The organism is Streptomyces sp. NPDC056738 (genome assembly GCF_042790435.1).
Classification (GTDB): Bacteria; Actinomycetota; Actinomycetes; order Streptomycetales; family Streptomycetaceae; genus Streptomyces.
This window is the reverse complement of the sequence record NZ_JBHTZF010000014.1, coordinates 1-22,865: the sequence shown is the minus strand read 5'-3', so window position 1 is coordinate 22,865 and position 22,865 is coordinate 1. Positions and strand designations below refer to the sequence as shown.

At 68.7% G+C, this 22,865-nt stretch carries 17 protein-coding genes and 1 tRNA gene; 5 read left to right on the top strand and 13 right to left on the bottom strand.

The window, feature by feature from the left end; all coding sequences use genetic code 11:
• Window positions 1-3 precede the first annotated feature (3 nt).
• On the top strand, window positions 4-1,479 hold the full coding sequence (locus ACFRIC_RS31695; protein WP_382792934.1) for a PE-PGRS family protein: 1,476 nt from the start codon (window positions 4-6) through the stop codon (window positions 1,477-1,479).
• A 517-nt stretch (window positions 1,480-1,996) separates the two neighbouring features.
• Complete coding sequence (locus tag ACFRIC_RS31690; RefSeq protein ID WP_382792931.1) at window positions 1,997-2,974, top strand: M48 family metalloprotease; 978 nt, start codon at window positions 1,997-1,999, stop codon at window positions 2,972-2,974.
• 61 nt (window positions 2,975-3,035) lie between these two features.
• Here the strand turns inward: ACFRIC_RS31690 and ACFRIC_RS31685 are convergent, their stop codons facing one another.
• From ACFRIC_RS31685 to ACFRIC_RS31635, 11 genes are all read right to left on the bottom strand, one after another.
• On the bottom strand, window positions 3,036-6,935 hold the full coding sequence (locus ACFRIC_RS31685; protein ID WP_339130928.1) for a DNA-directed RNA polymerase subunit beta': 3,900 nt from the start codon (window positions 6,933-6,935) through the stop codon (window positions 3,036-3,038).
• A 114-nt stretch (window positions 6,936-7,049) separates the two neighbouring features.
• A complete protein-coding gene (rpoB, locus tag ACFRIC_RS31680; RefSeq protein WP_361676747.1) occupies window positions 7,050-10,535 on the bottom strand; it encodes a DNA-directed RNA polymerase subunit beta in 3,486 nt (1,161 codons plus the stop codon).
• Between the two features lie 634 nt (window positions 10,536-11,169).
• Window positions 11,170-11,553, bottom strand: coding sequence for a 50S ribosomal protein L7/L12 (gene rplL, locus ACFRIC_RS31675; RefSeq protein ID WP_361676750.1), 384 nt, complete (start codon window positions 11,551-11,553; stop codon window positions 11,170-11,172).
• A 109-nt stretch (window positions 11,554-11,662) separates the two neighbouring features.
• Window positions 11,663-12,193: a 50S ribosomal protein L10 gene (gene rplJ, locus ACFRIC_RS31670; RefSeq protein ID WP_037627039.1), complete on the bottom strand. Its 531-nt coding sequence runs from the start codon at window positions 12,191-12,193 to the stop codon at window positions 11,663-11,665.
• A gap of 290 nt (window positions 12,194-12,483) precedes the next feature.
• Window positions 12,484-13,344, bottom strand: coding sequence for an LppX_LprAFG lipoprotein (locus ACFRIC_RS31665; RefSeq protein ID WP_382792926.1), 861 nt, complete (start codon window positions 13,342-13,344; stop codon window positions 12,484-12,486).
• A gap of 175 nt (window positions 13,345-13,519) precedes the next feature.
• Window positions 13,520-14,467: a hypothetical protein gene (locus ACFRIC_RS31660; protein ID WP_382792923.1), complete on the bottom strand. Its 948-nt coding sequence runs from the start codon at window positions 14,465-14,467 to the stop codon at window positions 13,520-13,522.
• A gap of 202 nt (window positions 14,468-14,669) precedes the next feature.
• Window positions 14,670-15,395, bottom strand: a complete 726-nt coding sequence (gene rplA, locus ACFRIC_RS31655; protein WP_328449291.1) for a 50S ribosomal protein L1 — start codon at window positions 15,393-15,395, stop codon at window positions 14,670-14,672.
• A 94-nt stretch (window positions 15,396-15,489) separates the two neighbouring features.
• Window positions 15,490-15,924, bottom strand: a complete 435-nt coding sequence (gene rplK / locus ACFRIC_RS31650; protein WP_037627044.1) for a 50S ribosomal protein L11 — start codon at window positions 15,922-15,924, stop codon at window positions 15,490-15,492.
• 193 nt (window positions 15,925-16,117) lie between these two features.
• Window positions 16,118-16,984: a transcription termination/antitermination protein NusG gene (gene nusG, locus ACFRIC_RS31645; protein ID WP_382792919.1), complete on the bottom strand. Its 867-nt coding sequence runs from the start codon at window positions 16,982-16,984 to the stop codon at window positions 16,118-16,120.
• A 77-nt stretch (window positions 16,985-17,061) separates the two neighbouring features.
• The gene (secE, locus tag ACFRIC_RS31640) at window positions 17,062-17,343 is read right to left on the bottom strand and encodes a preprotein translocase subunit SecE (RefSeq protein ID WP_153289137.1); all 282 of its coding nucleotides are present in this window, start codon (window positions 17,341-17,343) and stop codon (window positions 17,062-17,064) included.
• A 107-nt stretch (window positions 17,344-17,450) separates the two neighbouring features.
• Window positions 17,451-17,523: transfer RNA gene (locus ACFRIC_RS31635), tRNA-Trp, on the bottom strand.
• Between the two features lie 247 nt (window positions 17,524-17,770).
• Between ACFRIC_RS31635 and ACFRIC_RS31630 the strand changes: the two genes are divergently transcribed.
• Both ACFRIC_RS31630 and ACFRIC_RS31625 read left to right on the top strand, forming a co-directional pair.
• The gene (locus ACFRIC_RS31630; RefSeq protein WP_382792916.1) at window positions 17,771-18,997 is read left to right on the top strand and encodes a pyridoxal phosphate-dependent aminotransferase; all 1,227 of its coding nucleotides are present in this window, start codon (window positions 17,771-17,773) and stop codon (window positions 18,995-18,997) included.
• A gap of 173 nt (window positions 18,998-19,170) precedes the next feature.
• Window positions 19,171-20,202 carry an adenosine deaminase gene (locus tag ACFRIC_RS31625; RefSeq protein ID WP_382792914.1) on the top strand — a complete coding sequence of 344 codons (1,032 nt, stop codon included), beginning with the start codon at window positions 19,171-19,173 and terminating at the stop codon, window positions 20,200-20,202.
• Window positions 20,203-20,212: 10 nt separating this feature from the next.
• Here the strand turns inward: ACFRIC_RS31625 and ACFRIC_RS31620 are convergent, their stop codons facing one another.
• The gene (locus tag ACFRIC_RS31620) at window positions 20,213-20,869 is read right to left on the bottom strand and encodes a TetR/AcrR family transcriptional regulator (protein WP_382792911.1); all 657 of its coding nucleotides are present in this window, start codon (window positions 20,867-20,869) and stop codon (window positions 20,213-20,215) included.
• A gap of 127 nt (window positions 20,870-20,996) precedes the next feature.
• Between ACFRIC_RS31620 and ACFRIC_RS31615 the strand changes: the two genes are divergently transcribed.
• Window positions 20,997-21,629, top strand: coding sequence for an NAD(P)-dependent oxidoreductase (locus ACFRIC_RS31615; RefSeq protein ID WP_382792909.1), 633 nt, complete (start codon window positions 20,997-20,999; stop codon window positions 21,627-21,629).
• Between the two features lie 18 nt (window positions 21,630-21,647).
• On the opposite strand, the gene ACFRIC_RS31610 is transcribed toward ACFRIC_RS31615, so the two are convergent.
• On the bottom strand, window positions 21,648-22,703 hold the full coding sequence (locus ACFRIC_RS31610) for a UDP-N-acetylmuramate dehydrogenase (protein WP_382792906.1): 1,056 nt from the start codon (window positions 22,701-22,703) through the stop codon (window positions 21,648-21,650).
• Window positions 22,704-22,865 lie beyond the last annotated feature (162 nt).

The window sequence follows — 22,865 nt, the reverse complement described above, 5'->3', positions numbered from 1 at the left end:
ACCATGGCGGAGTTCCGCCGTCAGCCGGAGTGGCAGCAGGACGCCAACCGGCACACCACGCTCATCGACCCGGTGCTCACCGTCCGGCCCATCGCGCGCTTCGACTACACCGTCCGCCGCGCGGTCACCGCGATCGACCACGCGCTGGTGTTCGTCACCGCCAAGGGCACGTACGACGTCTACACGCCGCCGCACCGGCCGAGCCGCTCGGACGCGGCCACCCGCCGCTACACCTCCGTCTACGAGGTGGACATGGGCAGCCACCCCGTCCAGCTCACCCTGGAGATGCCGAGCGACGACGACGCCTTCTCCTTCGGCGCCACGGCCGACCTGACCTGGCGCGTCGCGGACCCGATCGCGTACGTGGCGAGCGGTGAGCGTGACGTGCCGACACGGCTCACGCGCGAACTGCACCAGCTCGCGCGGCCGGTGAGCCGGGCCTACTCCATCGAGGACAGCCCGGCCGCCGAGCGCGCGGTCCAGCGGGCCGTGGAGGACGGCGGTTTCGCCGCGGGCATCGGGCTGTCCGTGACCTGCGCGGTACGGCTGCGGCTGGACGACGAGGCCATCGCGCACCGGCGACGGCAGCGGAGCCTGCGCTACGAGTCCGACATGCTCGACCCCGAGCACGAGTACCGGCTCCGGGCGATCCGGCAGCAGCACGAGCTGGAGTTGCTGCGCCAGCAGCAGGACCACCATCTGATCGCCGAGAAGATCAACTTCTACCAGTACCACCTCCAGCACGGAGGCGTCGCGGCCTGGGCCCTGCATCTGTCCCAGCACCCCGAGGACACCAAGATGGTCATCGGGTCCATCCAGAAGGACCAGTTGTCCATCATCAGGGGGCAGCTCCAGGTCCTCGCCGGGGACAGCCTGGAGGACTTCCAGAAGGCGGAGTCGGCGCGCTCGACCCTGCGGGCCGTCGACGAGCTGATCCAGCAGCAGGCGCCTCCGGCGCCGCGGGACGGCCAGGGGGCACTGCCCGCCGGGGCGATGCCGGGACAGCCTCAGACACCGCCCCAGCCGCCGTATCCGGGGCAGTCCCCGCACCCCGGCCCGTCCCCCCAGGCGCCGTACGCCGGAGCGCCGCCGTACGGCGAGCACTCTCCGTACGCCGGCGGCCCGGCCCCGATCACCGGGCAGCCCCCGACCCCGTACACCGGGCAGCCCCAGACCCCGTACGCGGGCGGCCCGCCGCCCTACGCCGGACAGCCGCCGTACACCGCCGATCCGGCCGGACGGCCGCCGTACAGCGGCGACACGGCCGGTCAGCCGCCGTACGCGGCGCAGCCTCCGTACGCGGGCGGCCCGCCGCCCTACGCCGGGCAGCCCGACGGCCCGGCCGCGTACGAGCCGCCCGCCGCGACGCCCTACGCCACCGCGGGACCGGCTCCGGCCGTGCCTCCCCTGCCCGGCCGCCCCGACGGCCCGCGAGCCGCCGTGCCGCCGGACGCCGCTCCGGAGGACGGGACCGCCTGACCACACCCGCCGAGGCGGACGTCGGCCGCCACCCACCGGCCGACGTCCCCGCACAGCCACCTGCCGCACAGAAGGAGCCGTCATGTCCCAGCCTCCAGGCCCGGCCCACGAGCCCCCGTATCCGGGAACCCCGTACCCAGGACCGCCGTATCCAGGAGCGACGACGCCGCCACCGGAGTACCCCGCGGCCTCCGCTCCCGCGCCGCAGTACCCGGGAGGACCCGCACCGCACCACCCGGGCGCCGCGGCCGGAAGCCCGGCACCACCGCAGTACCCGGGAGCAGGAGCCGGGGGCCCGGCACCCCGGTACCCCGGAGGCTCGGGCGCCGCACCCCAGTACCCCGGAACAGGGGGCCCCGGGCCCCAGTACCCCGGCAGTCCCCACCCGGGAGCCCCCGGCCCCGGCGGACCGGGACCGCAGTACCCGGGGGCGGCGGCCGGGAGCCCGTTACCGCCCCAGTACGCCGGGGGCCCCGACCCGCGGTTCGCGGGGGAGCAGCCGCAGCCGAAGCCGTTCGTGCCGCGGCAGGCCGTCGCGCCCGACGATCTCGACTACCGCCACCAGGGCTCACGCGTCCACCTCGCGAGCCACCAGCGCGGCGCCGACGCCACCGCCATCGGACAGCTCGCCACCCAGATCCCGGGCGCGCTGGTGAGCCTCGCCGTCGTGTCGGCTCTCGCGCTGGGGCTGTTCGGCACGGTCGTCGGCTGGCTGGTCGTCGTGGCCTGGGTGGCCTCGGGAGCCCTCGTCTTCCACCGGCCCACCGAACTCCGCTTCGCCCGGCACGTGCTCAAACTGCGGACGCCGCTGGCCGAGGAACGCGCCCGGCTGGAGCCGATCTGGCGCGAGGTCACCGCCCGGGCCGGCATCGAGGCGAACACCTACGAGCTGATGGTGGAGAACAGCGACGACCTGAACGCGGTCGCGGTCGCCGGCCACGTCGTCGGCGTCACCACCTACTCCCTCAACAAGATCCCCAGCAGCAACCTCGCCGCCGTACTCGCCCATGAACTCGGCCACCACACCGGCGGTCACGCCTGGGCCGGGCTCCTCGGCTACTGGTACTCGCTGCCCGGCCGGCTCGCCTGGGCCTTCACCCGCGGGATGGCCCGTATCGCGCTCGCCGTCGCCGGAGTCTTCTCCGCGGCCGCGACCGGACTGCTGATCCTCTTCATGGGGATGTTCGTCGTCGCCGGGTTCCTCGTCGCCTGGTACATCACCATCCCCCTCGTCGTCGCCCCCTACCTCCTCGCCTGGGTCGGCCGCCTCGGCGAACTGCGCGCCGACCAGCAGGCCGCGGCCCTCGGCTTCGCCCCCGAGATGGCCGAGGTCCTGCACCACTTCCAGGCCGAGGAGGACGCCGCGAAGGCCGTCGCCGCCGGCCAGGGCAAGAAGCTCCAGGAGCCCACCGGCCTGGCCCGCCTGCTGTCCACCCACCCCGACAACTACACCCGCCTGCGCGCGCTGGAGCCCTACCTCCAGCTCCCGCGCTGAGACCGGGAACGCCGAAGGGCGGTCACCCCCTGGTGGGGGTGACCGCCCTTCGGACTACCGCTTACTGGTTGTACGGACCGTAGTCGTAGTCCTCCAGCGGGACGGCCTGGCCGGAGCCGGTGCCGAACGGCGAGTAGTCGATGTCGTCGTAGCCGACGGCCGAGTACATCGCGGCCTTGGCCTCCTCGGTCGGCTCCACCCGGATGTTGCGGTAGCGGGACAGACCCGTACCGGCCGGGATGAGCTTACCGATGATGACGTTCTCCTTGAGGCCGATGAGGCTGTCGGACTTGGCGTTGATCGCCGCGTCCGTCAGAACTCGGGTCGTCTCCTGGAAGGAGGCGGCCGACAGCCAGGACTCCGTCGCCAGCGAGGCCTTGGTGATACCCATCAGCTGCGGACGGCCGGAGGCGGGGTGACCGCCCTCGGTGACCACACGACGGTTCTCGGTCTCGAACTTCGAACGCTCGACCAGCTCGCCGGGCAGCAGCTCCGCGTCGCCCGACTCGATGATCGTCACACGGCGCAGCATCTGCCGGATGATGATCTCGATGTGCTTGTCGTGGATCGACACACCCTGCGAGTTGTAGACCTTCTGGACCTCGCCGACCAGGTGGACCTGGACGGCACGCTGACCCAGGATGCGCAGCACGTCGTGCGGGTTGGTGGCACCCACGGTGAGCTTCTGGCCCACCTCGACGTGCTCGCCCTCCGACACCAGGAGACGGGCGCGCTTCGAGATCGGGAACGCCGTCTCGTCGCTGCCGTCGTCCGGGGTGACGACGAGCTTCTTGGTCTTCTCGGTCTCCTCGATCCGCACGCGGCCGGAGGCCTCGGAGATCGGGGCGACACCCTTCGGCGTACGGGCCTCGAAGAGCTCGACGACACGGGGCAGACCCTGGGTGATGTCGTCACCGGCCACACCACCGGTGTGGAAGGTACGCATCGTCAGCTGGGTACCGGGCTCACCGATGGACTGGGCGGCGATGATGCCGACCGCCTCACCGATGTCGACCAGCTTGCCGGTGGCCAGCGAGCGGCCGTAGCACATGGCGCAGGTGCCGACGGCGGACTCACAGGTCAGGACCGAACGGGTCTTGACCTCCTCGATGCCGTGCTTGACGAGCTCGTCGATGAGGACGTCGCCGAGGTCGGTGTTGGCCGGGGCCAGCACCTTGCCGTCGACGGTGATGTCCTCGGCCAGCGCACGTGCGTACACGCTGGTCTCGACGTTCTCCGTCTTGCGCAGCACGCCGTCCTCGCCGCGCTCGGCGATGGCCAGACGCAGACCGCGGTCGGTGCCGCAGTCCTCCTCGCGGATGATGACGTCCTGCGAGACGTCCACCAGACGACGGGTGAGGTAACCCGAGTCGGCGGTACGCAGGGCGGTGTCCGCCAGACCCTTACGGGCACCGTGCGTGGAGATGAAGTACTCCAGCACGGACAGGCCCTCACGGAACGAGGCCTTGATCGGACGCGGGATGGTCTCGTTCTTGGCGTTCGACACCAGACCACGCATACCGGCGATCTGACGCATCTGCATCATGTTACCTCGGGCGCCCGAGTTCACCATCATCGAGACCGGGTTGGTCTTCGGGAAGTTCGCGTTCATCGCCTCGGCGACCTCGTTGGTCGCCTTGGTCCAGATCGCGATGAGCTCCTGCGTGCGCTCTTCCTTGGTGATCAGACCACGCTCGTACTGCTTCTGGACCTTCTCGTCCAGGTCCTCGTAGCCCTTGACGATCGCGCGCTTCGCATCCGGAACGACGATGTCGGAGATGGCCACGGTGACGCCGGAACGGGTCGCCCAGAAGAAGCCCGCGGACTTCAGGTTGTCGAGCGTCGCCGCGACGATGACCTTGGGGTAGCGCTCGGCCAGGTCGTTGACGATCTCGGAGAGCTGCTTCTTGCCCACCTCGTAGTCGACGAACGGGTAGTCCTCGGGCAGCAGCTCGTTGAAGAGCGCGCGGCCCAGGGTCGTCCGCAGGCGGAAGGTGTCACCCTGCTGCCACTCCGGGTCGCCCTCCTCCTGCGCCGGCGGGGTCCAGCCGCGCGGCGGGATGGTGCCCACCGGGAAGCGGATGTCCACGCGCGACTGGAGGGAGAGCTCGCCGGCGTCGAACGCCATGATCGCCTCGGCGACGGACGCGAAGGAGCGCTCCTCGCCCTTGACGTTGCGCAGGTCGCCGTCGGTGGTCAGGAAGAACAGACCGAGGACCATGTCCTGGGTCGGCATCGTGACCGGGCGGCCGTCGGCCGGCTTGAGGATGTTGTTCGAGGACAGCATCAGGATGCGGGCCTCGGCCTGCGCCTCCGCGGAGAGCGGCAGGTGCACGGCCATCTGGTCACCGTCGAAGTCCGCGTTGAACGCGGTGCAGACGAGCGGGTGGATCTGGATGGCCTTGCCCTCGACGAGCTGCGGCTCGAAGGCCTGGATGCCGAGGCGGTGCAGCGTGGGCGCACGGTTCAGCAGAACCGGGTGCTCGGCGATGACCTCTTCGAGGACGTCGTACACGACCGTGCGGCCGCGCTCGACCATCCGCTTGGCGCTCTTGATGTTCTGCGCGTGGTTCAGGTCGACCAGGCGCTTCATCACGAACGGCTTGAAGAGCTCCAGCGCCATGGCCTTCGGCAGACCGCACTGGTGCAGCTTGAGCTGCGGACCGACGACGATCACGGAACGCGCGGAGTAGTCCACACGCTTGCCGAGGAGGTTCTGACGGAAGCGGCCCTGCTTGCCCTTGAGCATGTCGGACAGCGACTTCAGCGGACGGTTGCCGGGGCCCGTGACCGGGCGACCACGACGGCCGTTGTCGAAGAGCGCGTCGACGGCCTCCTGGAGCATGCGCTTCTCGTTGTTCACGATGATCTCGGGGGCACCGAGGTCGAGAAGGCGCTTCAGGCGGTTGTTGCGGTTGATCACACGGCGGTACAGGTCGTTCAGGTCGGAGGTCGCGAAGCGGCCACCGTCGAGCTGCACCATCGGGCGAAGGTCCGGCGGGATGACCGGCACGCAGTCGAGCACCATGCCCTTGGGGCTGTTGCTGGTCTGCAGGAACGCGGAGACGACCTTGAGGCGCTTGAGCGCGCGGGTCTTCTTCTGGCCCTTGCCGGTGCGGATGATCTCGCGGAGGCGCTCGGCCTCCTCGTCCAGGTCGAAGGACTCCAGGCGCTTCTGCAGCGCCGCGGCACCCATCGAACCGTCGAAGTACGTGCCGAAGCGGTCACGCAGCTCGCGGTAGAGGAGCTCGTCGCCCTCCAGGTCCTGGACCTTGAGGTTCTTGAAGCGGGTCCACACCTCGTCGAGGCGGTCGATCTCGCGCTGCGCGCGGTCGCGGAGCTGCTTCATCTCGCGCTCGGCGCCCTCGCGCACCTTGCGGCGCACGTCGGCCTTGGCGCCCTCGGCCTCGAGCTCGGCCAGGTCGGTCTCGAGCTTCTTGGCGCGGGCTTCCAGGTCGGCGTCGCGACGGTTCTCGACCTGCTGGCGCTCGACGGAGACGTGGGCCTCCAGCGAGGGCAGGTCGCGGGTGCGGCGCTCCTCGTCGACGTACGTGATCATGTACGCGGCGAAGTAGATGACCTTCTCGAGGTCCTTCGGGGCGAGGTCGAGCAGGTAGCCCAGCCGCGACGGAACGCCCTTGAAGTACCAGATGTGGGTGACGGGAGCGGCCAGCTCGATGTGGCCCATCCGCTCACGGCGCACCTTGGCGCGAGTGACCTCGACGCCACAGCGCTCACAGATGATGCCCTTGAAGCGGACACGCTTGTACTTGCCGCAGTAGCACTCCCAGTCCCGGGTCGGACCGAAGATCTTCTCGCAGAAGAGTCCGTCCTTTTCGGGCTTGAGGGTGCGGTAGTTGATGGTCTCGGGCTTCTTGACCTCGCCGTGGCTCCACTGACGGATGTCGTCAGCGGTGGCCAGACCGATCCGGAGCTCATCGAAGAAGTTGACGTCGAGCACTATGCGTCAATCCCTCTCAGGGTTGTAAGTCTTAGGGGTCTGATACGGGGGTCCTGGGGCCGGCGGGCCTTGATCACCTTTTCCACAGGTGGCCAAGGCCCGGCCGGACTCCCGTCAGACCTCTTCGACGCTGCTCGGCTCGCGCCGGGACAGGTCGATGCCGAGCTCCTCCGCCGCGCGGAAGACGTCCTCGTCGGTGTCACGCATTTCGATGGACATACCGTCGCTGGACAGCACCTCCACGTTGAGGCAGAGAGACTGCATCTCCTTGATGAGCACCTTGAAGGACTCGGGGATGCCGGGCTCGGGGATGTTCTCGCCCTTGACGATGGCCTCGTAGACCTTCACGCGGCCGGTGACGTCGTCGGACTTGATCGTCAGCAGCTCCTGGAGGGCGTAAGCGGCGCCGTACGCCTCCAGCGCCCACACCTCCATCTCACCGAAGCGCTGGCCACCGAACTGAGCCTTACCACCCAGCGGCTGCTGGGTGATCATCGAGTACGGACCGGTCGAGCGGGCGTGCAGCTTGTCGTCGACCAGGTGGTGCAGCTTGAGGATGTACATGTACCCGACCGAGATCGGGTCCGGGAACGGCTCGCCGGAGCGGCCGTCGAACAGCCTCGCCTTGCCGGACGGGAGGACCAGACGGTCACCGTCGCGGTTGGGCAGGGTGTGCTCGAACAGACCCGCGAGCTCGTCCTCACGCGCACCGTCGAACACCGGGGTGGCGACGTTGGTCCGCGGCGGGACCTGGTCGGCACCGATGGCCTGCAGGCGCTGCGCCCAGTCGTCGGCCAGACCGGAGACGTCCCAGCCGCGGCTGGCGAGCCAGCCGAGGTGGATCTCCAGCACCTGTCCCGGGTTCATTCGGGACGGGACACCGAGCGGGTTGAGGATGATGTCGACCGGGGTGCCGTCCTCCAGGAACGGCATGTCCTCGATCGGCAGGATCTTCGAGATGACACCCTTGTTGCCGTGGCGGCCGGCGAGCTTGTCACCGTCCGTGATCTTGCGCTTCTGCGCCACGTAGACGCGAACGAGCTGGTTCACGCCCGGCGGCAGCTCGTCGCCCTCTTCGCGGTCGAAGACGCGGACACCGATGACCTTGCCGATCTCGCCGTGCGGGACCTTCAGGGAGGTGTCGCGGACCTCACGGGCCTTCTCACCGAAGATCGCGCGCAGCAGGCGCTCCTCCGGCGTCAGCTCGGTCTCACCCTTGGGCGTGACCTTGCCGACGAGGATGTCGCCGGCGACGACCTCGGCACCGATACGGATGATGCCGCGCTCGTCGAGGTCGGCGAGGACCTCTTCGGAGACGTTCGGGATGTCCCGGGTGATCTCCTCCGGGCCGAGCTTGGTGTCACGGGCGTCGACCTCGTGCTCCTCGATGTGGATCGAGGAGAGGACGTCGTCCTGCACGAGGCGCTGCGACAGGATGATCGCGTCCTCGTAGTTGTGACCCTCCCACGGCATGAACGCCACGAGCAGGTTCTTGCCGAGGGCCATCTCGCCGTCCTCGGTCGCGGGACCGTCGGCCAGGACCTGGCCCTCGATCACGCGGGCGCCCTCGTCCACGACAACCTTCTGGTTGACGGAGGTGCCCTGGTTCGACCGGGAGAACTTGTGCAGGCGGTACGTGGTGTACGTGCCGTCGTCGTTGGCGGTGGTGATGTAGTCCGCGGAGACCTCCTGGACCACACCGTCCTTCTCCGACTTCAGGACGTCACCGGCGTCGACCGCACAGCGGTACTCCATGCCGGTGCCGACCAGCGGCGCCTCGGACTTGATGAGCGGAACGGCCTGGCGCATCATGTTCGCGCCCATGAGGGCACGGTTGGCGTCGTCGTGCTCCAGGAACGGGATCATCGCGGTCGCGACCGACACCATCTGGCGCGGGGAGACGTCCATGTAGTCGACGTCGTCACCGGGGACGTAGTCGACCTCTCCGCCACGACGGCGGACCAGGACGCGGGACTCCTCGAAGCGGAGCTCGTCCGTCAGCGGCGCGTTGGCCTGCGCGATGACGAACCGGTCCTCTTCGTCGGCCGTGAGGTAGTCGACCTCGTCGGTGACGACACCGTCGGTGACCCGGCGGTAGGGCGTCTCGACGAAACCGAACGCGTTCACGCGGCCGTAGGAGGCGAGCGAGCCGATCAGACCGATGTTCGGGCCTTCAGGGGTCTCGATCGGGCACATGCGGCCGTAGTGCGACGGGTGCACGTCACGGACCTCGAAGCCGGCCCGCTCACGGGAGAGACCACCCGGGCCAAGAGCCGACAGACGGCGCTTGTGGGTGAGACCCGACAGCGGGTTGTTCTGGTCCATGAACTGCGAGAGCTGGCTGGTGCCGAAGAACTCCTTGATGGAGGCGACGACCGGCCGGATGTTGATCAGGGTCTGCGGCGTGATCGCCTCGACGTCCTGGGTCGTCATGCGCTCGCGGACGACGCGCTCCATACGAGCCAGACCCGTGCGGACCTGGTTCTGGATGAGCTCGCCGACGTTGCGCAGACGACGGTTGCCGAAGTGGTCGATGTCGTCGGTCTCGACGACGATCGAGGTGCCGTTGTCACCAACGGTCTCGGTCTCACCGGCGTGCAGCTTCACCAGGTACTTGATCGACGAGATGATGTCCTCGACGGTCAGGATCCCGGCGTCGAGCGGGGCGTCGCCGCCCAGCTTCTTGTTGACCTTGTACCGGCCGACCTTGGCGAGGTCGTAGCGCTTCGGGTTGAAGTAGAGGTTCTCCAGAAGCGTCTGCGCGGCCTCACGGGTCGGCGGCTCGCCCGGACGCAGCTTGCGGTAGATGTCCAGCAGCGCGTCGTCCTGGCCCTGGGTGTGGTCCTTCTCCAGGGTGGCGCGCATGGACTCGTACTCGCCGAACTCCTCGAGGATCTGCTCGGTGGTCCAGCCGAGAGCCTTCAGGAGAACGGTGACGGACTGCTTGCGCTTGCGGTCGATGCGGACACCGACCATGTCGCGCTTGTCGATCTCCATCTCCAGCCAGGCACCCCGGGAGGGGATGACCTTGGCCGAGAAGATGTCCTTGTCGGACGTCTTGTCGATGGAGGAGTCGAAGTAGACACCCGGCGAGCGGACAAGCTGCGACACGACGACACGCTCGGTGCCGTTGATGACGAAGGTGCCCTTGTTGGTCATGAGCGGGAAGTCGCCCATGAAGACCGTCTGGGACTTGATCTCGCCGGTCTCGTTGTTGGTGAACTCGGCGGTGACGAAGAGCGGGGCCGCGTACGTGAAGTCGCGGTCCTTGCACTCGTCGATGGAGTTCTTCGGGGGCTCGAAGCGGTGGTCGCGGAACGTCAGCGACATCGACCCACTGAAGTCCTCGATCGGGGAGATCTCCTCGAAGATCTCCTCCAGACCGGACTTGGTGGGGACGTCCTGTCCGCTGTCCAGAGCCGCCTCGACACGAGCCTTCCACGCGTCGTTGCCGAGCAGCCAGTCGAAGCTCTCGGTTTGCAGCGCAAGAAGGTTCGGAACCTCGAGGGGCTCCTTGATCTTTGCAAAGGAGATGCGCAGCGGGGCGGTGCTGGCGCCGTTGTTCGTATTCGCGGTCGAGGCAGTGCGCGAGGCGGCCAAGAGGGGGTCCTTCCGAGGGCTCGGACTCACTACGCGCGTACCGGTCCCATGTCGGACAAAGCCTCGGACCGTTCCCGATCCGGCCGTATGAAGGCCAGGTCAGAGATGGTCCATCAGTCGATGTACAAACACGGGCATGCCCCTGGTGACGGGCAGGAGGCAGCTAACAGGCAGCGCAAAGGGTCAGTGTAGCCACTAGGCCCACTGATGTCCAGTCCCGGTTTCTTGAGACCACTGTTCTCAACACCTGGAGCAAGCCACGCCCTCAATGCACATCGATACTGCCCTCTTCGTCAGCGATCCATGCCTCGGATCCGGATCGTTGTGACGACGCGTCCTGAGAATTGCGCGCTGCGTGCGGTTCGTCAAGGCCCCCCATGCCCAAAGCAAGTGCCGCGATCGTCACGTGCGGCCCGTCTTGCAACCCGTCCCTCTGCCTGTCAGGGCGGCCGGAGGCACAACGAAGATCACCATACTCGTCGCGGCCCGCAGCGCAAGGCTGCCGCTTCAGGGACCCCCTGGAACGCCGAAGAGCGACCACCCAGTTGGGTGATCGCTCTTCAGTGCGTCAGCGTTACAGCGCTACGAGAGCGGCTGTGACAGCTTCACAGGAGTCCTCGGGGGACTCGTCGAGTTACTTGACCTCGACGGAGGCGCCGGCGCCCTTGAGGGACTCGGCAGCCTTCTCGGCGGCCTCCTTGGCGACCTTCTCGAGGACGGGCTTCGGAGCGCCGTCGACGAGGTCCTTGGCCTCCTTCAGGCCCAGGGAGGTCAGCTCACGCACGACCTTGATGACCTGGATCTTCTTCTCGCCGGCACCCGTGAGGATGACGTCGAACTCGTCCTGCTCCTCAGCGGCCTCGGCGGGGGCACCGGCGACGGCGGGGCCGGCAACGGCGACGGCCGCGGCGGCGGTGACGTCGAACTTCTCCTCGAAGGCCTTCACGAACTCGGCGAGCTCGATGAGGGTGAGGTTCTCGAACTGCTCGAGCAGCTCTTCCTGGGACAGCTTCGCCATGATGGCGTCCTTCCACTAATTCGGCAGGTGCCGGATGTACTGGTGAGGCGGGCGTACGTTCGGCCCGCTACGACCGTCGCCTCAGGCGGCGGTCAATGCGCGAGCCGAATTACTCGGCACCGCCCTGCTCGGCCTGCTTGACCCGAAGCGCCTCCGCGGTGCGGACGAACTTCGAGGGCAGGGCCTGGAAGAGGCGAGCAGTCTGCGTCTGCTTGCCCTTGAAGGCACCCGCCAGCTTGGCGAGCAGAACCTCGCGGGACTCGAGGTCCGCAAGCTTCTTGATCTCGTCGGCGGACAGCGCCTTGCCGTCAAGGACACCGCCCTTGATGACGAGGTTCGGGTTGTCCTTGGCGAAGTCACGAAGACCCTTCGCCGACGTCACCGGGTCACCGGAGATGAAGGCGACCGCCGTCGGACCGTTGAACAGGTCGTCGAGCGTCGAGATCCCGGCCTCGTTGGCCGCGATCTTGGTCAGCGTGTTCTTCACCACGGCGTACTGGGCGTCTTCACCGAGCGAACGGCGCAGCGTCTTGAGCTGCGCCACGGTGAGACCCCGGTACTCGGTCAGCACGGCGGCGTTCGAGCTGCGGAACTGGTCCGCGAGCTCGGCTACCGCGGCAGCCTTGTCGGGCCTTGCCATAAGCGTGGCCTCCTTCCGGGTGATGAGGACCGCTCAGAAGGGGCCACAACAAAAACGCCCCGGCGCAGGCGCACGGGGCGTAGCTCGACCGGATTCCTCCGCACGCTGGGCGTACGAACACCGGGAACACATCCACGATCACCTGCGCGGGTCGTCCGCAGTGCGGATCCTTCGGTCACCCCGTCCTCTTGCGAGCACGTGGCAACGACCAGCGGTCTTTGGCTTCTCGAGGAGAGTACGTGAAGGGGACGCCGTCAAGCAAATCCGGCCGAACGGCCCGGCGGCGCGGGTCAGCCCTGCTGGGCGCCCTTCATCATCTCGGCGAGGTCGACCGTGTCCTTGGCCGGCGGAGCGGTCACGGTCACGGGCTTGTTGTAGTCCAGGAACGTGATGGTCATGTCGAGCGGACCCTTGTCGGCGGTGCCCCGCATGCGGAACTGCTTGGTGTGGTCGTCGCCGTCGATCCACATGTCCATCGTGATCGCGTCGATGCCCATCTTCGTGTACTGCTCGAGGGCCTTCTCGCGCTGCTCACGGGTGGTCTTGTCCTGGCTCTTGAGCGACTTGCGCAGCGCGTCCAGGGGGACCGTCCCCTTGTAGTGCGTGGTCTTCACGCCCTCGACCGTCTCGGTGCCGACCTTCTTCACGTCCTTGGAGCCGGTCAGGAAGGTGGACTCGGTGGCGGGGTTCTTGTCGGCCTGTCCGCCGCCGAACTGGTCCGCGTTCAGCTCCTTGTCCGCGCCCAGGGCGGACATGTCGAACTTGATCCAGCTCTTGCCGTCCATCTCCTTGGCGGCCTGGGCGCCCGCACCGATGTACATGGCGTTGTTCACGAGCCGGATCTCGACCGGACCGTCGGTTGCCTGGTCCTCGGCGGTCATCTTCATGCTCATGGCCAGCGGCTTCATGCTCATCGCCGCCTCACCGCTGACGCGTCCCTCTCCGGGAACCTTGCCGGTCATCCGGTAGCGGAGCGAGGTGATGTCCTGGGTCTTCTTCGCCGCCTTCGCCACGGCCGCGGCGGGCGTCAGCGCGGGCGACTCCTCCGCGCCGCCCTTCGAACAGCCCACCGCTCCCCCGCCGAGGACCAGCGCCGCGAGGGCCACGCCGGTCACTCGGCGCCCTGCCAGAGTGCTCACAGAAAGCTTCAAGGTTCCCCCCAAGGAACAGATGCACGATTCACATATTCGGCGCGAGCGTAGCCCAGGCGGGTCGGATGATCACCTGAGTTTCGGACCGCTCCGGGGGCTCGGGGCTTTCGGACCGCTCCGGGGCCGGGGAGTTCCGGACCGCTCCGGGGCCGGGAGTTCCGGACCGCTCCGGGGCTCAGGAGGGGGACGCGGTACCCGAGCCGCTCGCGGTGTCGCCGCTGCCGGGCGTCAGGCCCTGCTTCGTCAGGATGTCCTTGAAGTCCATGGTGTCGCCGGCCGGGGGCGCGGTGGCGGAGACCTTCACGCCGTAGTCGGTGTAGTACGTCGTGGACGACATCGTGCCGGTCGCCATCGCGGCCTTGGAGACGGCCTTGACGAGCAGGTCCTCGGAGTCGACCCAGATGTCGACGTCCTCGGTGCTGATGCCGGCCTGGTCGAACTGCTTCTTCATGTCGGAGAGCTGGCTCGTGGTGAGGTGTGAGCCGCGGGCCGCGAGGTCGCCGACGTCCACCGTGCCCGCGTAGTGCGTGGTCCGCTTGCCCCGGACCATCTCCTCGCCGACCTTCTTCACGTCGCCGGACGCCAGCAGGAGCTTGACCGACTGGTTCGGCGAGCTGTTCTGCATCTGGTCCTTCAGGAGCGCGCCCGAGCCGCCCCCGAACTTCGCCAGGTCGTCGTACCCGTACCGGATCCAGTGCTTGCCGCCCACCTGCCGGGCGTAGGCGTCGCCCATCTTCGCGTAGTAGGCGTCGGACAGATAGCGGGCCTCCATGGAGTCGCTGCCCATCTGGCGCATGGTGTCGGCCATCGTGCCACCGGTGTACGTGATCGTCATGTCGCCGGTGAAGCCGTCACCCCAGGCCATGACGCCGCCCGACTTCATGGACATCAGCGTGCCCAGGGTCGTCGTGGACTCGATCCTCGCGGAGTCCGCGCCGTCGGTGGACTTCTCCGCGGAGCGCAGGGCCGCGATGGGGCTGACCCGGGTGGCGCTCTTGTGGCCGGCCTTGTCGCCCTTGCCCGAACTCCCGCCGGAGTCCGAGGAGTTGCAGGCCGCCACCCCTGCCAGCGCCGTCGTCAGCGCGATCGAGACACTCACACGGCGGACCATGGTGCTCTTCATTCGTCCCCACCCCTATGCGAACTCTGTGAGCCGCACGCTAGCGCAGCCCACCGACACTCGTGTCCGGATCACGCCAGGGGCGGTTCGCCCCGCGACGGCCGGAAAAGACTTCCGGACATGAGGACGGGCCCCGCACCTCGAAAGGTTGCGGGGCCCGTTCAGATACGCGTGCGCGACGCGGTCACCGGGGTGAGCGAAGGGCTCAGACGGCGGCCGGGTCCTCCTCGACGAGGAGGTTGCGGGTGCGGTTGGGGTCGACGGGAACGCCGGGGCCGATCGTCGAGCTGATCGCGGCCTTCTTGATGTAGCGACCCTTGGCGGCCGACGGCTTCAGACGAAGGATCTCGTCGAGCGCGGCGCCGTAGTTCTCCACCAGCTTGGTGTCGTCGAAGGACACCTTGCCGATGATGAAGTGCAGGTTCGAGTGCTTGTCGACGCGGAACTCGATCTTGCCACCCTTGATCTCGGTGACAGCCTTGGCGACGTCGGGGGTCACGGTGCCGGTCTTGGGGTTCGGCATGAGACCACGGGGACCGAGCACGCGGCCGAGACGGCCGACCTTGCCCATGAGGTCCGGGGTGGCGACGACGGCGTCGAAGTCCAGACGGCCCTTCGCGACCTCGTCGATCAGTTCGTCGGAGCCGACGATGTCGGCGCCCGCGGCCTCCGCGGCCGCAGCACGGTCACCGGTCGCGAAGACCAGGACCCGGGCGGTCTTGCCGGTGCCGTGCGGCAGGTTCACGGTGCCACGGACCATCTGGTCGGCCTTGCGCGGGTCGACACCCAGGCGGAAGGCGACCTCGACGGTGCCGTCGAACTTGCTGGTGGAGGTCTCCTTGGCGAGACGGACGGCCTCGAGCGGGGCGTAGAGCTTGTCCCGGTCGACCTTGGCGTCCGCAGCCCGGAGAGACTTGCTGCGCTTGCTCACTACTGCTCCTGATGTGTTCTGAGGAGTCGTGGTGCGGGCCGAGCAGGCCCTGCCACGTGCGGCCGAGGCCGCATGGTTCCTACGAAGGTGGGTGTCAGCCCTCGACCGTGATGCCCATGGAACGGGCGGTGCCGGCGATGATCTTCGCGGCGGCGTCCAGGTCGTTGGCGTTGAGGTCGGGCATCTTGGTCGTGGCGATCTCGCGGACCTGCGCCTCGGTGATCTTGGCGACCTTGGTCTTGTGCGGCTCGCCGGAGCCCTTCTCGACACCCGCGGCCTTGAGGATCATCTTGGCGGCCGGCGGAGTCTTGGTCACGAAGGTGAAGGAGCGGTCTTCGTAGACCGTGATCTCCACCGGGATGACCCAGCCACGCTGCGACTCGGTCGCGGCGTTGTAGGCCTTGCAGAACTCCATGATGTTGACGCCGTGCTGACCGAGCGCGGGGCCGACCGGCGGGGCCGGGTTCGCCGCACCGGCGTTGATCTGGAGCTTGATAAGCCCCGTGACCTTCTTCTTCTTGGGAGGCATTCCGGGTCCTCTTTCGTTTTCGCCTTCCTACGTCCGAGTCTCCCCGGACGGCTGCCTTCAACCGAGCAAATGATCCGGATGAAGGCATACCGCACAACGATAACGGGTATCTGTGTGCGGCTAAAAACCGAGCAGGTCAGACCGGCTGTGACAGCCCGTCTGACCTGATCGGAAGACGTACGTCCAGAAGGTCTCAGTTCTTCTGGATCTGGTCGAAGGACAGCTCGACCGGGGTCTCGCGGCCGAAGATCTCGACGAGGCCCTTGACCTTCTTCGAGTCGGCGTTGATCTCGTTGATCGTGGCCTGCAGCGTGGCGAAGGGACCGTCGGTGACGGTGACCGAGTCGCCGACCTCGAAGTCCAGCACCTGGACCTCGACCTTGCGCTGCGGAGCGGGCTTGCCCTCGGCCTCGGCGGCCTCGCGGGCGGCCTTCTCCTCGGCCTCCGGGGCGAGCATCTTGACGATCTCGTCCAGGGTCAGCGGGTACGGGTCGTAGGCGTTGCCCACGAAGCCGGTGACACCGGGAGTGTTGCGGACGACACCCCAGGACTCGTTCGTCAGGTCCATGCGGACCAGGACGTAGCCCGGGAGCTTGTTCTGCTTGATCGTCTTGCGCTCGCCGTTCTTGATCTGCGCGACCTCTTCCTGCGGCACCTCGGCCTGGAAGATGAAGTCCTCGACGTTCAGCGAGACGGCACGCTGCTCGAGGTTGGTCTTCACGCGGTTCTCGTAACCGGCGTACGTGTGGATGACGTACCACTCGCCGGGGAGCAGGCGCAGTTCTTCGCGCAGGGCGGTCACGGGGTCGACGGGCTCGGCCTCGATCTCGGGCTCGGCCTCGTCGGAGGCGTCCTCGTCCTCGACGGACTCGTCCGTGGCGTCCTCGACGTCCTCACCGGACTCGTCCTCGACGTGCAGGGCCGCGTCCTCGGCGTTCTCGCCGGCGGCGGCATCGGCAGCCTCGAACTCGTCCACGACGTCCGCTCCCTCGACGATCTCGAGCTCGTCGTCTACGGACTCGACCGACTCGGAGGAATCGTTCAGGTTCGGGTCAGACACGGTGGCTGCTTCTTCCTGGTTACATGGGGGTGGAACGCGCGAAAGGGGCGCCGGTGACGGCGCCCTTCGCTCTCGGCTCAGCCGAAGACGTACTTGGCGGCGTGGTTGAGCCCATAGTCAATCACGGTGACCAGGCCGATCATGATGACGACGAACACAATCACCACAGTGGTGTAAGTCGTCAGCTGATTGCGAGTCGGCCAGACAACCTTCCGGAGTTCCGCGACGATCTGGCGGTAGAAGGTGGCGAGGCGCTTCAGCGGGCCCTTCTTGGCACGCTTACCGCCCTTGCGGGCCTTCTTCTTGGACTCCGGCGCCTCGGCATCAGGCATGTCGATGGAGCCCACGGCGTCCGTCACTCGTCCTCACCTGATTCCCGGGTCGTGACCGTGCCGCGCCCGGTTGAGCCGCACGGCGATGCATTGCAGTACGTACATGCGCACACATCCGCGAGAGGTGTGTGTAGCAGGGCCGGAGGGACTTGAACCCCCAACCGCTGGTTTTGGAGACCAGTGCTCTACCAATTGAGCTACGACCCTTTGATTTCCCCCAACGTACCGCATCCGACCGGGTGCTCGGTGTGCACCGGTTGAGCGCGGCCGGTGAAGGCCAACGAGGTGAGAGTGTACGTGGTCCGAAGCCGGGCGTCGAACAGAAAGTGTCGGTACGGGTCTGCCGCGTTGAAGATCCACTGGTGGGGCGCGCGGATCCGGACGGATGTTCTGCCCGTGTTCAGTCCGTGAAACCCGTGTGCCGGGGGCGTTTCCGGTCTGAAACGATGGGGTCATGAGCCCTGCAACCCCTCCCACCGAGCGCCGGGTCTCCGCCCGAGTCGGCGCGATCTCCGAATCCGCCACCCTCGCCGTGGACGCCAAGGCCAAGGCACTCAAGGCCGCCGGACGTCCGGTGATCGGCTTCGGCGCCGGTGAGCCCGACTTCCCGACCCCGGACTACATCGTCCAGGCCGCCATCGAGGCCTGCTCGAACCCCAAGTACCACCGCTACACGCCGGCAGGCGGGCTTCCCGAGCTGAAGGCCGCGATCGCCGCGAAGACGCTGCGCGACTCCGGCTTCGAGGTGGAGGCCGCCCAGGTCCTGGTCACCAACGGCGGCAAGCAGGCCATCTACGAGGCCTTCGCCGCGATCCTCGACCCGGGCGACGAGGTCATCGTCCCCGCGCCGTACTGGACCACCTACCCCGAGTCCATCCGTCTCGCCGGCGGTGTCCCGGTCGAGGTCGTCGCCGACGAGACCACCGGCTACCGCGTCTCGGTCGAGCAGCTCGAGGCCGCCCGCACCGAGAACACCAAGGTGCTGCTCTTCGTCTCCCCGTCCAACCCCACGGGCGCGGTCTACACCCGCGAGCAGATCGAGGAGATCGGCCGCTGGGCCGCCGAGAAGGGCCTGTGGGTCCTGACCGACGAGATCTACGAGCACCTGGTCTACGGCGACGCCGAGTTCCACTCGCTGCCCGTGGTGGTGCCCGAGCTGCGCGACAAGTGCATCGTCGTCAACGGCGTCGCCAAGACGTACGCCATGACCGGCTGGCGCGTGGGCTGGGTCATCGGCCCGAAGGACGTCGTCAAGGCCGCGACCAACCTCCAGTCGCACGCCACCTCGAACGTCTCGAACGTGGCCCAGGTCGCCGCGCTCGCCGCCGTCTCCGGCGACCTCGCGGCCGTCGCGAAGATGCGCGAGGCCTTCGACCGCCGCCGCAAGACCATCGTGCGCATGCTGAACGAGATCGACGGCGTGCTCTGCCCCGAGCCCGAGGGCGCCTTCTACGCGTACCCCTCGGTGAAGGGCCTCCTCGGCAAGGAGATCCGCGGCAAGCGTCCCGCGGACACCGTCGAGCTGGCCGCGCTCATCCTGGAGGAGGCCGAGGTCGCGGTCGTCCCGGGCGAGGCCTTCGGCACGCCGGGCTACCTGCGGCTGTCGTACGCGCTCGGCGACGAGGACCTCGTCGAGGGCGTCAGCCGGATCCAGAAGCTGCTGGCCGAGGCGACGGACTGATCTCCCTCGCCTGACGCGCCCCCGGGCGCACCGGTGACGTCACCGCGCTCCACGCGCGCGTACGGGGGCCGGCCACTCTCACGGAGCGGCCGGCCCCCGTTCGTCTGTTCGAGCAAGCGCCCGATCAGGGAAAGCCCTACCGGCGCGTGCCGCGCGTGGGGCAGGATCTTTGGATGGAGCGCGTACGTGATGTCAGTCAACTTCCGAAGGCCCATCTGCACCTGCACTTCACCGGTTCGATGCGGCCCGGCACCGTGCTGGAGCTCGCCGACAAGTACGGCGTGCGGCTGCCCGAGACGCTGACCGAGGCGCTGACCAGCGGGGAACCGCCGAAGCTGCGGGCGACCGACGAACGCGGCTGGTTCCGCTTCCAGCGCCTGTACGACGCCGCGCGGTCCTGTCTGAGAGAGCCCGAGGACATCCAGCGCCTGGTGCGCGAGGCCGCCGAGGAGGACCTCAGGGACGGCTCCGGCTGGCTGGAGATCCAGGTCGACCCGACGTCGTACGCCCCGCGCCTGGGCGGTCTGATCCCGGCCCTGGAGGTGATCCTGGACGCGGTCGACTCGGCCGTGCGGGACACCGGGCTCGGGATGCGCGTCCTGGTCGCCGCCAACCGGATGAAGCACCCCCTGGACGCCCGCACGCTGGCCCGGCTCGCCGTGCGCTACGCGGACCGGGGGATCGTCGGTTTCGGGCTCTCCAACGACGAGCGCCGGGGCATGGCGCGGGACTTCGACCGGGCCTTCTCCATCGCCCGCGAGGGCGGACTGCTGTCCGCGCCGCACGGAGGCGAGCTGACCGGTCCCGCCTCGGTCCGCGACTGCCTGGACGACCTGCACGCCTCCCGGATCGGCCACGGGGTGCGGGCCGCCGAGGACCCGCGGCTGCTGAAGCGCCTCGCGGACCGCGGGGTGACCTGTGAGGTCTGCCCCGCCTCGAACGTCGCCCTCGGCGTCTACGAGAAGCACGCCGATGTCCCCCTGCGCACTCTGTTCGAAGCCGGGGTGCCGATGGCGCTCGGAGCCGACGACCCGCTGCTCTTCGGCTCCCGTCTCGCCGCCCAGTACGAGATCGCCCGCCGCCACCACGCCTTCACGGACCAGGAACTGGCCGAGCTGGCCCGCCAGTCGATCCGCGCCTCGGCCGCGCCCGAGGACGTCCGGGCGAAGCTGCTGGCCGGCGTCGACGACTGGGTGGCCGGCTAGCGGACGTGCCCTAGGGCGTGTCCGTCCCGCCCCTGGGCGCGATCCCGGCGAGCAGGGTGCGGGCGAGCGCCGGGGCGAAGGTGTCCAGGGACGGCGGCGTGCCCTCCTCGGTGGCGTCGTAGGCGAACGCCCGCTGCGCGCAGGCCCCCAGGAGCAGGGACGCGGCCGCGTAGGTGTCGGTGTCCGGCTGGACGCGCCCGGCCCGCTGCTCCGCCAGCAGGTAGGCGGCGACGCCCCGGATGGGCATGTGCGGGCCCGCGCCCATGGCCCGCATGGCGTCGTCGTGACGGCGCTTGAGCTGTGTCTCCGCGTACAGGGAGGCGGCGATCGGGAAACTCTGCTCGTAGAAGAGGGCCGCCTGACGGGCGATCTCCGTGAGGTTCTCCTCCAGGGAGTGCTCCCGCGGCTCGGCCGTCAGCCGCTCCAGGAGGGGACCGAGCTGGGGCAGCCGCTCGTGCAGGACCCGGATGAACAGCTCTTCCTTGCTCGCGAAGTACTTGTAGAGCGCCGCCTCGGAGCAGCCGGCCGCCCTGGCGATCTCCTTGGTGGTGGCACGGGAGAGGCCGAGCGTGAGCATCAGCTCGTGCGCCGCGTCGAGGATGCGGATCCGGGCCGGCCTCGACGGGGTGCCCGACGGCGTGGCGTCCGTGGCGGATTTCTGCTGCATGGGGCCCAAGGATTCCATGACACGCCCTGCCGGGCTTGACGGGTGGGTGAGTACTTACTCACTCTAGAGGAAGCAAGGGTGAGTGAACACTCACCCACCTCATCTCCGTCTCATACGGGAGCAGGTCATGGAACTCACCGTTCTCGGTGCCACCGGAGGCATCGGCCAGGAGATCGTCCGTCAGGCCCTCGACGCGGGCCACCGGGTCACGGCGGTCGTACGGGATCCCGCGCGGCTCACCGTCACGGGAGCGCGTCTGGAGGTCTTCCGCGCGGACCTCACCGACCCGGAGTCGCTGCGCCCGGCCGTCGCGGGCCGGCACGCGGTCCTGTCCGGCCTCGGCGCGCGCGCCCGGAAGGACGCCGGGGTCGCGGCCCGGCTCACCCGCACGGTGCTCGGCGCCATGGAGGCCGAGCAGGTGCGACGGCTGCTGGTGGTCAGCGCGGCCCCGGTCGGGCCCGGCCCCGAGGAGGACACACTCCTGGACCGGACGATGCTGCGTATGATCTCCGCCCTTCTGAAGGACGTCTACGCCGACCTGCGGGAGATGGAGGAGGAGCTCGCGGGCAGCGCCACGGACTGGACCGCCGTCCGGCCGCCCCGCCTCCAGAACAAGCCGCTGACCGGCTCCTACCGCACGGCCGTGGGCGGCTTCCCGCCCAGGGGCCGCTTCATCGCGCGCGCCGACGTGGCCCACGCGATGCTGGCGATGATCGACGCCCCGGAGACCGTGAAGCAAGGGGTGGGCATCGCGTACTAGGTTGCGATCCCGGGCCGCTCAGAGGCTCGCGTTCACCGTCACCGGCTCGTTGACGAGCGTGATCCCGAAGGCCTCGTGGACTCCCGCGACGACTTCCCGGGCCAGCGCGAGCAGGTCCTCGGTGGTCGCCCCGCCCCGGTTGGTCAGCGCGAGGGTGTGCTTGGTGGAGATACGGGCGGGCCCGGTCCCGTAGCCCTTGGTGAAGCCCGACTTGTCGATCAGCCAGGCCGCCGAGGTCTTTGTGTGGCCGTCCCCGGCCGCGTACGCCGGCGGTACGACACCGGCGCCGAGCCGTTCCTGCACGCGCGCGTGGAACGCGGCGAACGCCTCGTCCGTGAGGATCGGGTTGGTGAAGAAGGATCCGGCGGACCAGGTGTCGTGGTCCTCGGGGTCGAGCACCATGCCTTTGCCCGCACGCAGCTTCAGGACGGTCTCGCGGGCGGCGTCGAGGGGAACACGGTCACCGGGCTCCACACCGAGCACACGGGCCGTCTCGGCATACTTGACCGGCGCCGACAGGCCTTGCGCGTCCTCAAGACCGAACCGCACCCGCAGCACGACATGCCGCTCGGGGTCCGCCTTGAAGCGGCTGTGGCGGTACGAGAAGGAGCACTCGGCGTTGGTCAGCGTGACCGTCTCGCGCGTCTTCCGGTCGTAGGCGACCACCTCGGTGATCGTCGACGACACCTCCTGGCCGTACGCGCCCACGTTCTGGATCGGTGTCGCACCGGCCGACCCGGGGATGCCCGCGAGGCACTCGATCCCGGCGAGCCCGGCCTCCACTGAGCGGGCGACCGCGTCGGTCCACACCTCGCCGGCGGCCAGCTCCAGGTTCGTACCGTCGAGGGAGAAGCCCTTCGTGGCGATCCGCAGGGCGGTCCCGGCGAACCCCTTGTCACCGATGACCAGGTTCGATCCGCCGCCGATGAGCAGCAGCGGCGTACCGGCGTCGTCGGCCTCGCGTACGGCGGCGACGACCTCGGCGTCGGTCGTGGCGGTGATCAGCAAGGCGGCCGGGCCGCCGAGCCGGAAGGTGGTCAGCGGGGCGAGCGGGGCATCGTGGAGTTCCTGCACGGGCCCAAGACTACGAGACGGCACCGACTGCTCCGGGCGCACGGGGTCAAGCGGGTGCCGGGGTCGCCGGGAGGCGGGGTTGCCCGGAGGCGGGGGTTGCCGGGAGGCGGGGTGTCGGTCGCCGGGCACGCACGCGTACGGCCCCGCCCGGGCGGGCGGGGC

Bases quoted from the DNA above. Each gene is read 5' to 3' on its own strand.
- ACFRIC_RS31695 (WP_382792934.1), top strand. From the start codon at position 4: ATGGCGGAGTTCCGCCGTCAGCCGGAGTGGCAGCAGGACGCCAACCGG.
- ACFRIC_RS31630 (WP_382792916.1), top strand. From the start codon at position 17,771: ATGAGCCCTGCAACCCCTCCCACCGAGCGCCGGGTCTCCGCCCGAGTC.
- rplL (WP_361676750.1), bottom strand. From the start codon at position 11,553: ATGGCGAAGCTGTCCCAGGAAGAGCTGCTCGAGCAGTTCGAGAACCTC.
- rplK (WP_037627044.1), bottom strand. From the start codon at position 15,924: ATGCCTCCCAAGAAGAAGAAGGTCACGGGGCTTATCAAGCTCCAGATC.
- ACFRIC_RS31660 (WP_382792923.1), bottom strand. From the start codon at position 14,467: ATGAAGAGCACCATGGTCCGCCGTGTGAGTGTCTCGATCGCGCTGACG.
- rplJ (WP_037627039.1), bottom strand. From the start codon at position 12,193: ATGGCAAGGCCCGACAAGGCTGCCGCGGTAGCCGAGCTCGCGGACCAG.
- ACFRIC_RS31625 (WP_382792914.1), top strand. From the start codon at position 19,171: ATGGAGCGCGTACGTGATGTCAGTCAACTTCCGAAGGCCCATCTGCAC.
- ACFRIC_RS31620 (WP_382792911.1), bottom strand. From the start codon at position 20,869: ATGCAGCAGAAATCCGCCACGGACGCCACGCCGTCGGGCACCCCGTCG.
- ACFRIC_RS31615 (WP_382792909.1), top strand. From the start codon at position 20,997: ATGGAACTCACCGTTCTCGGTGCCACCGGAGGCATCGGCCAGGAGATC.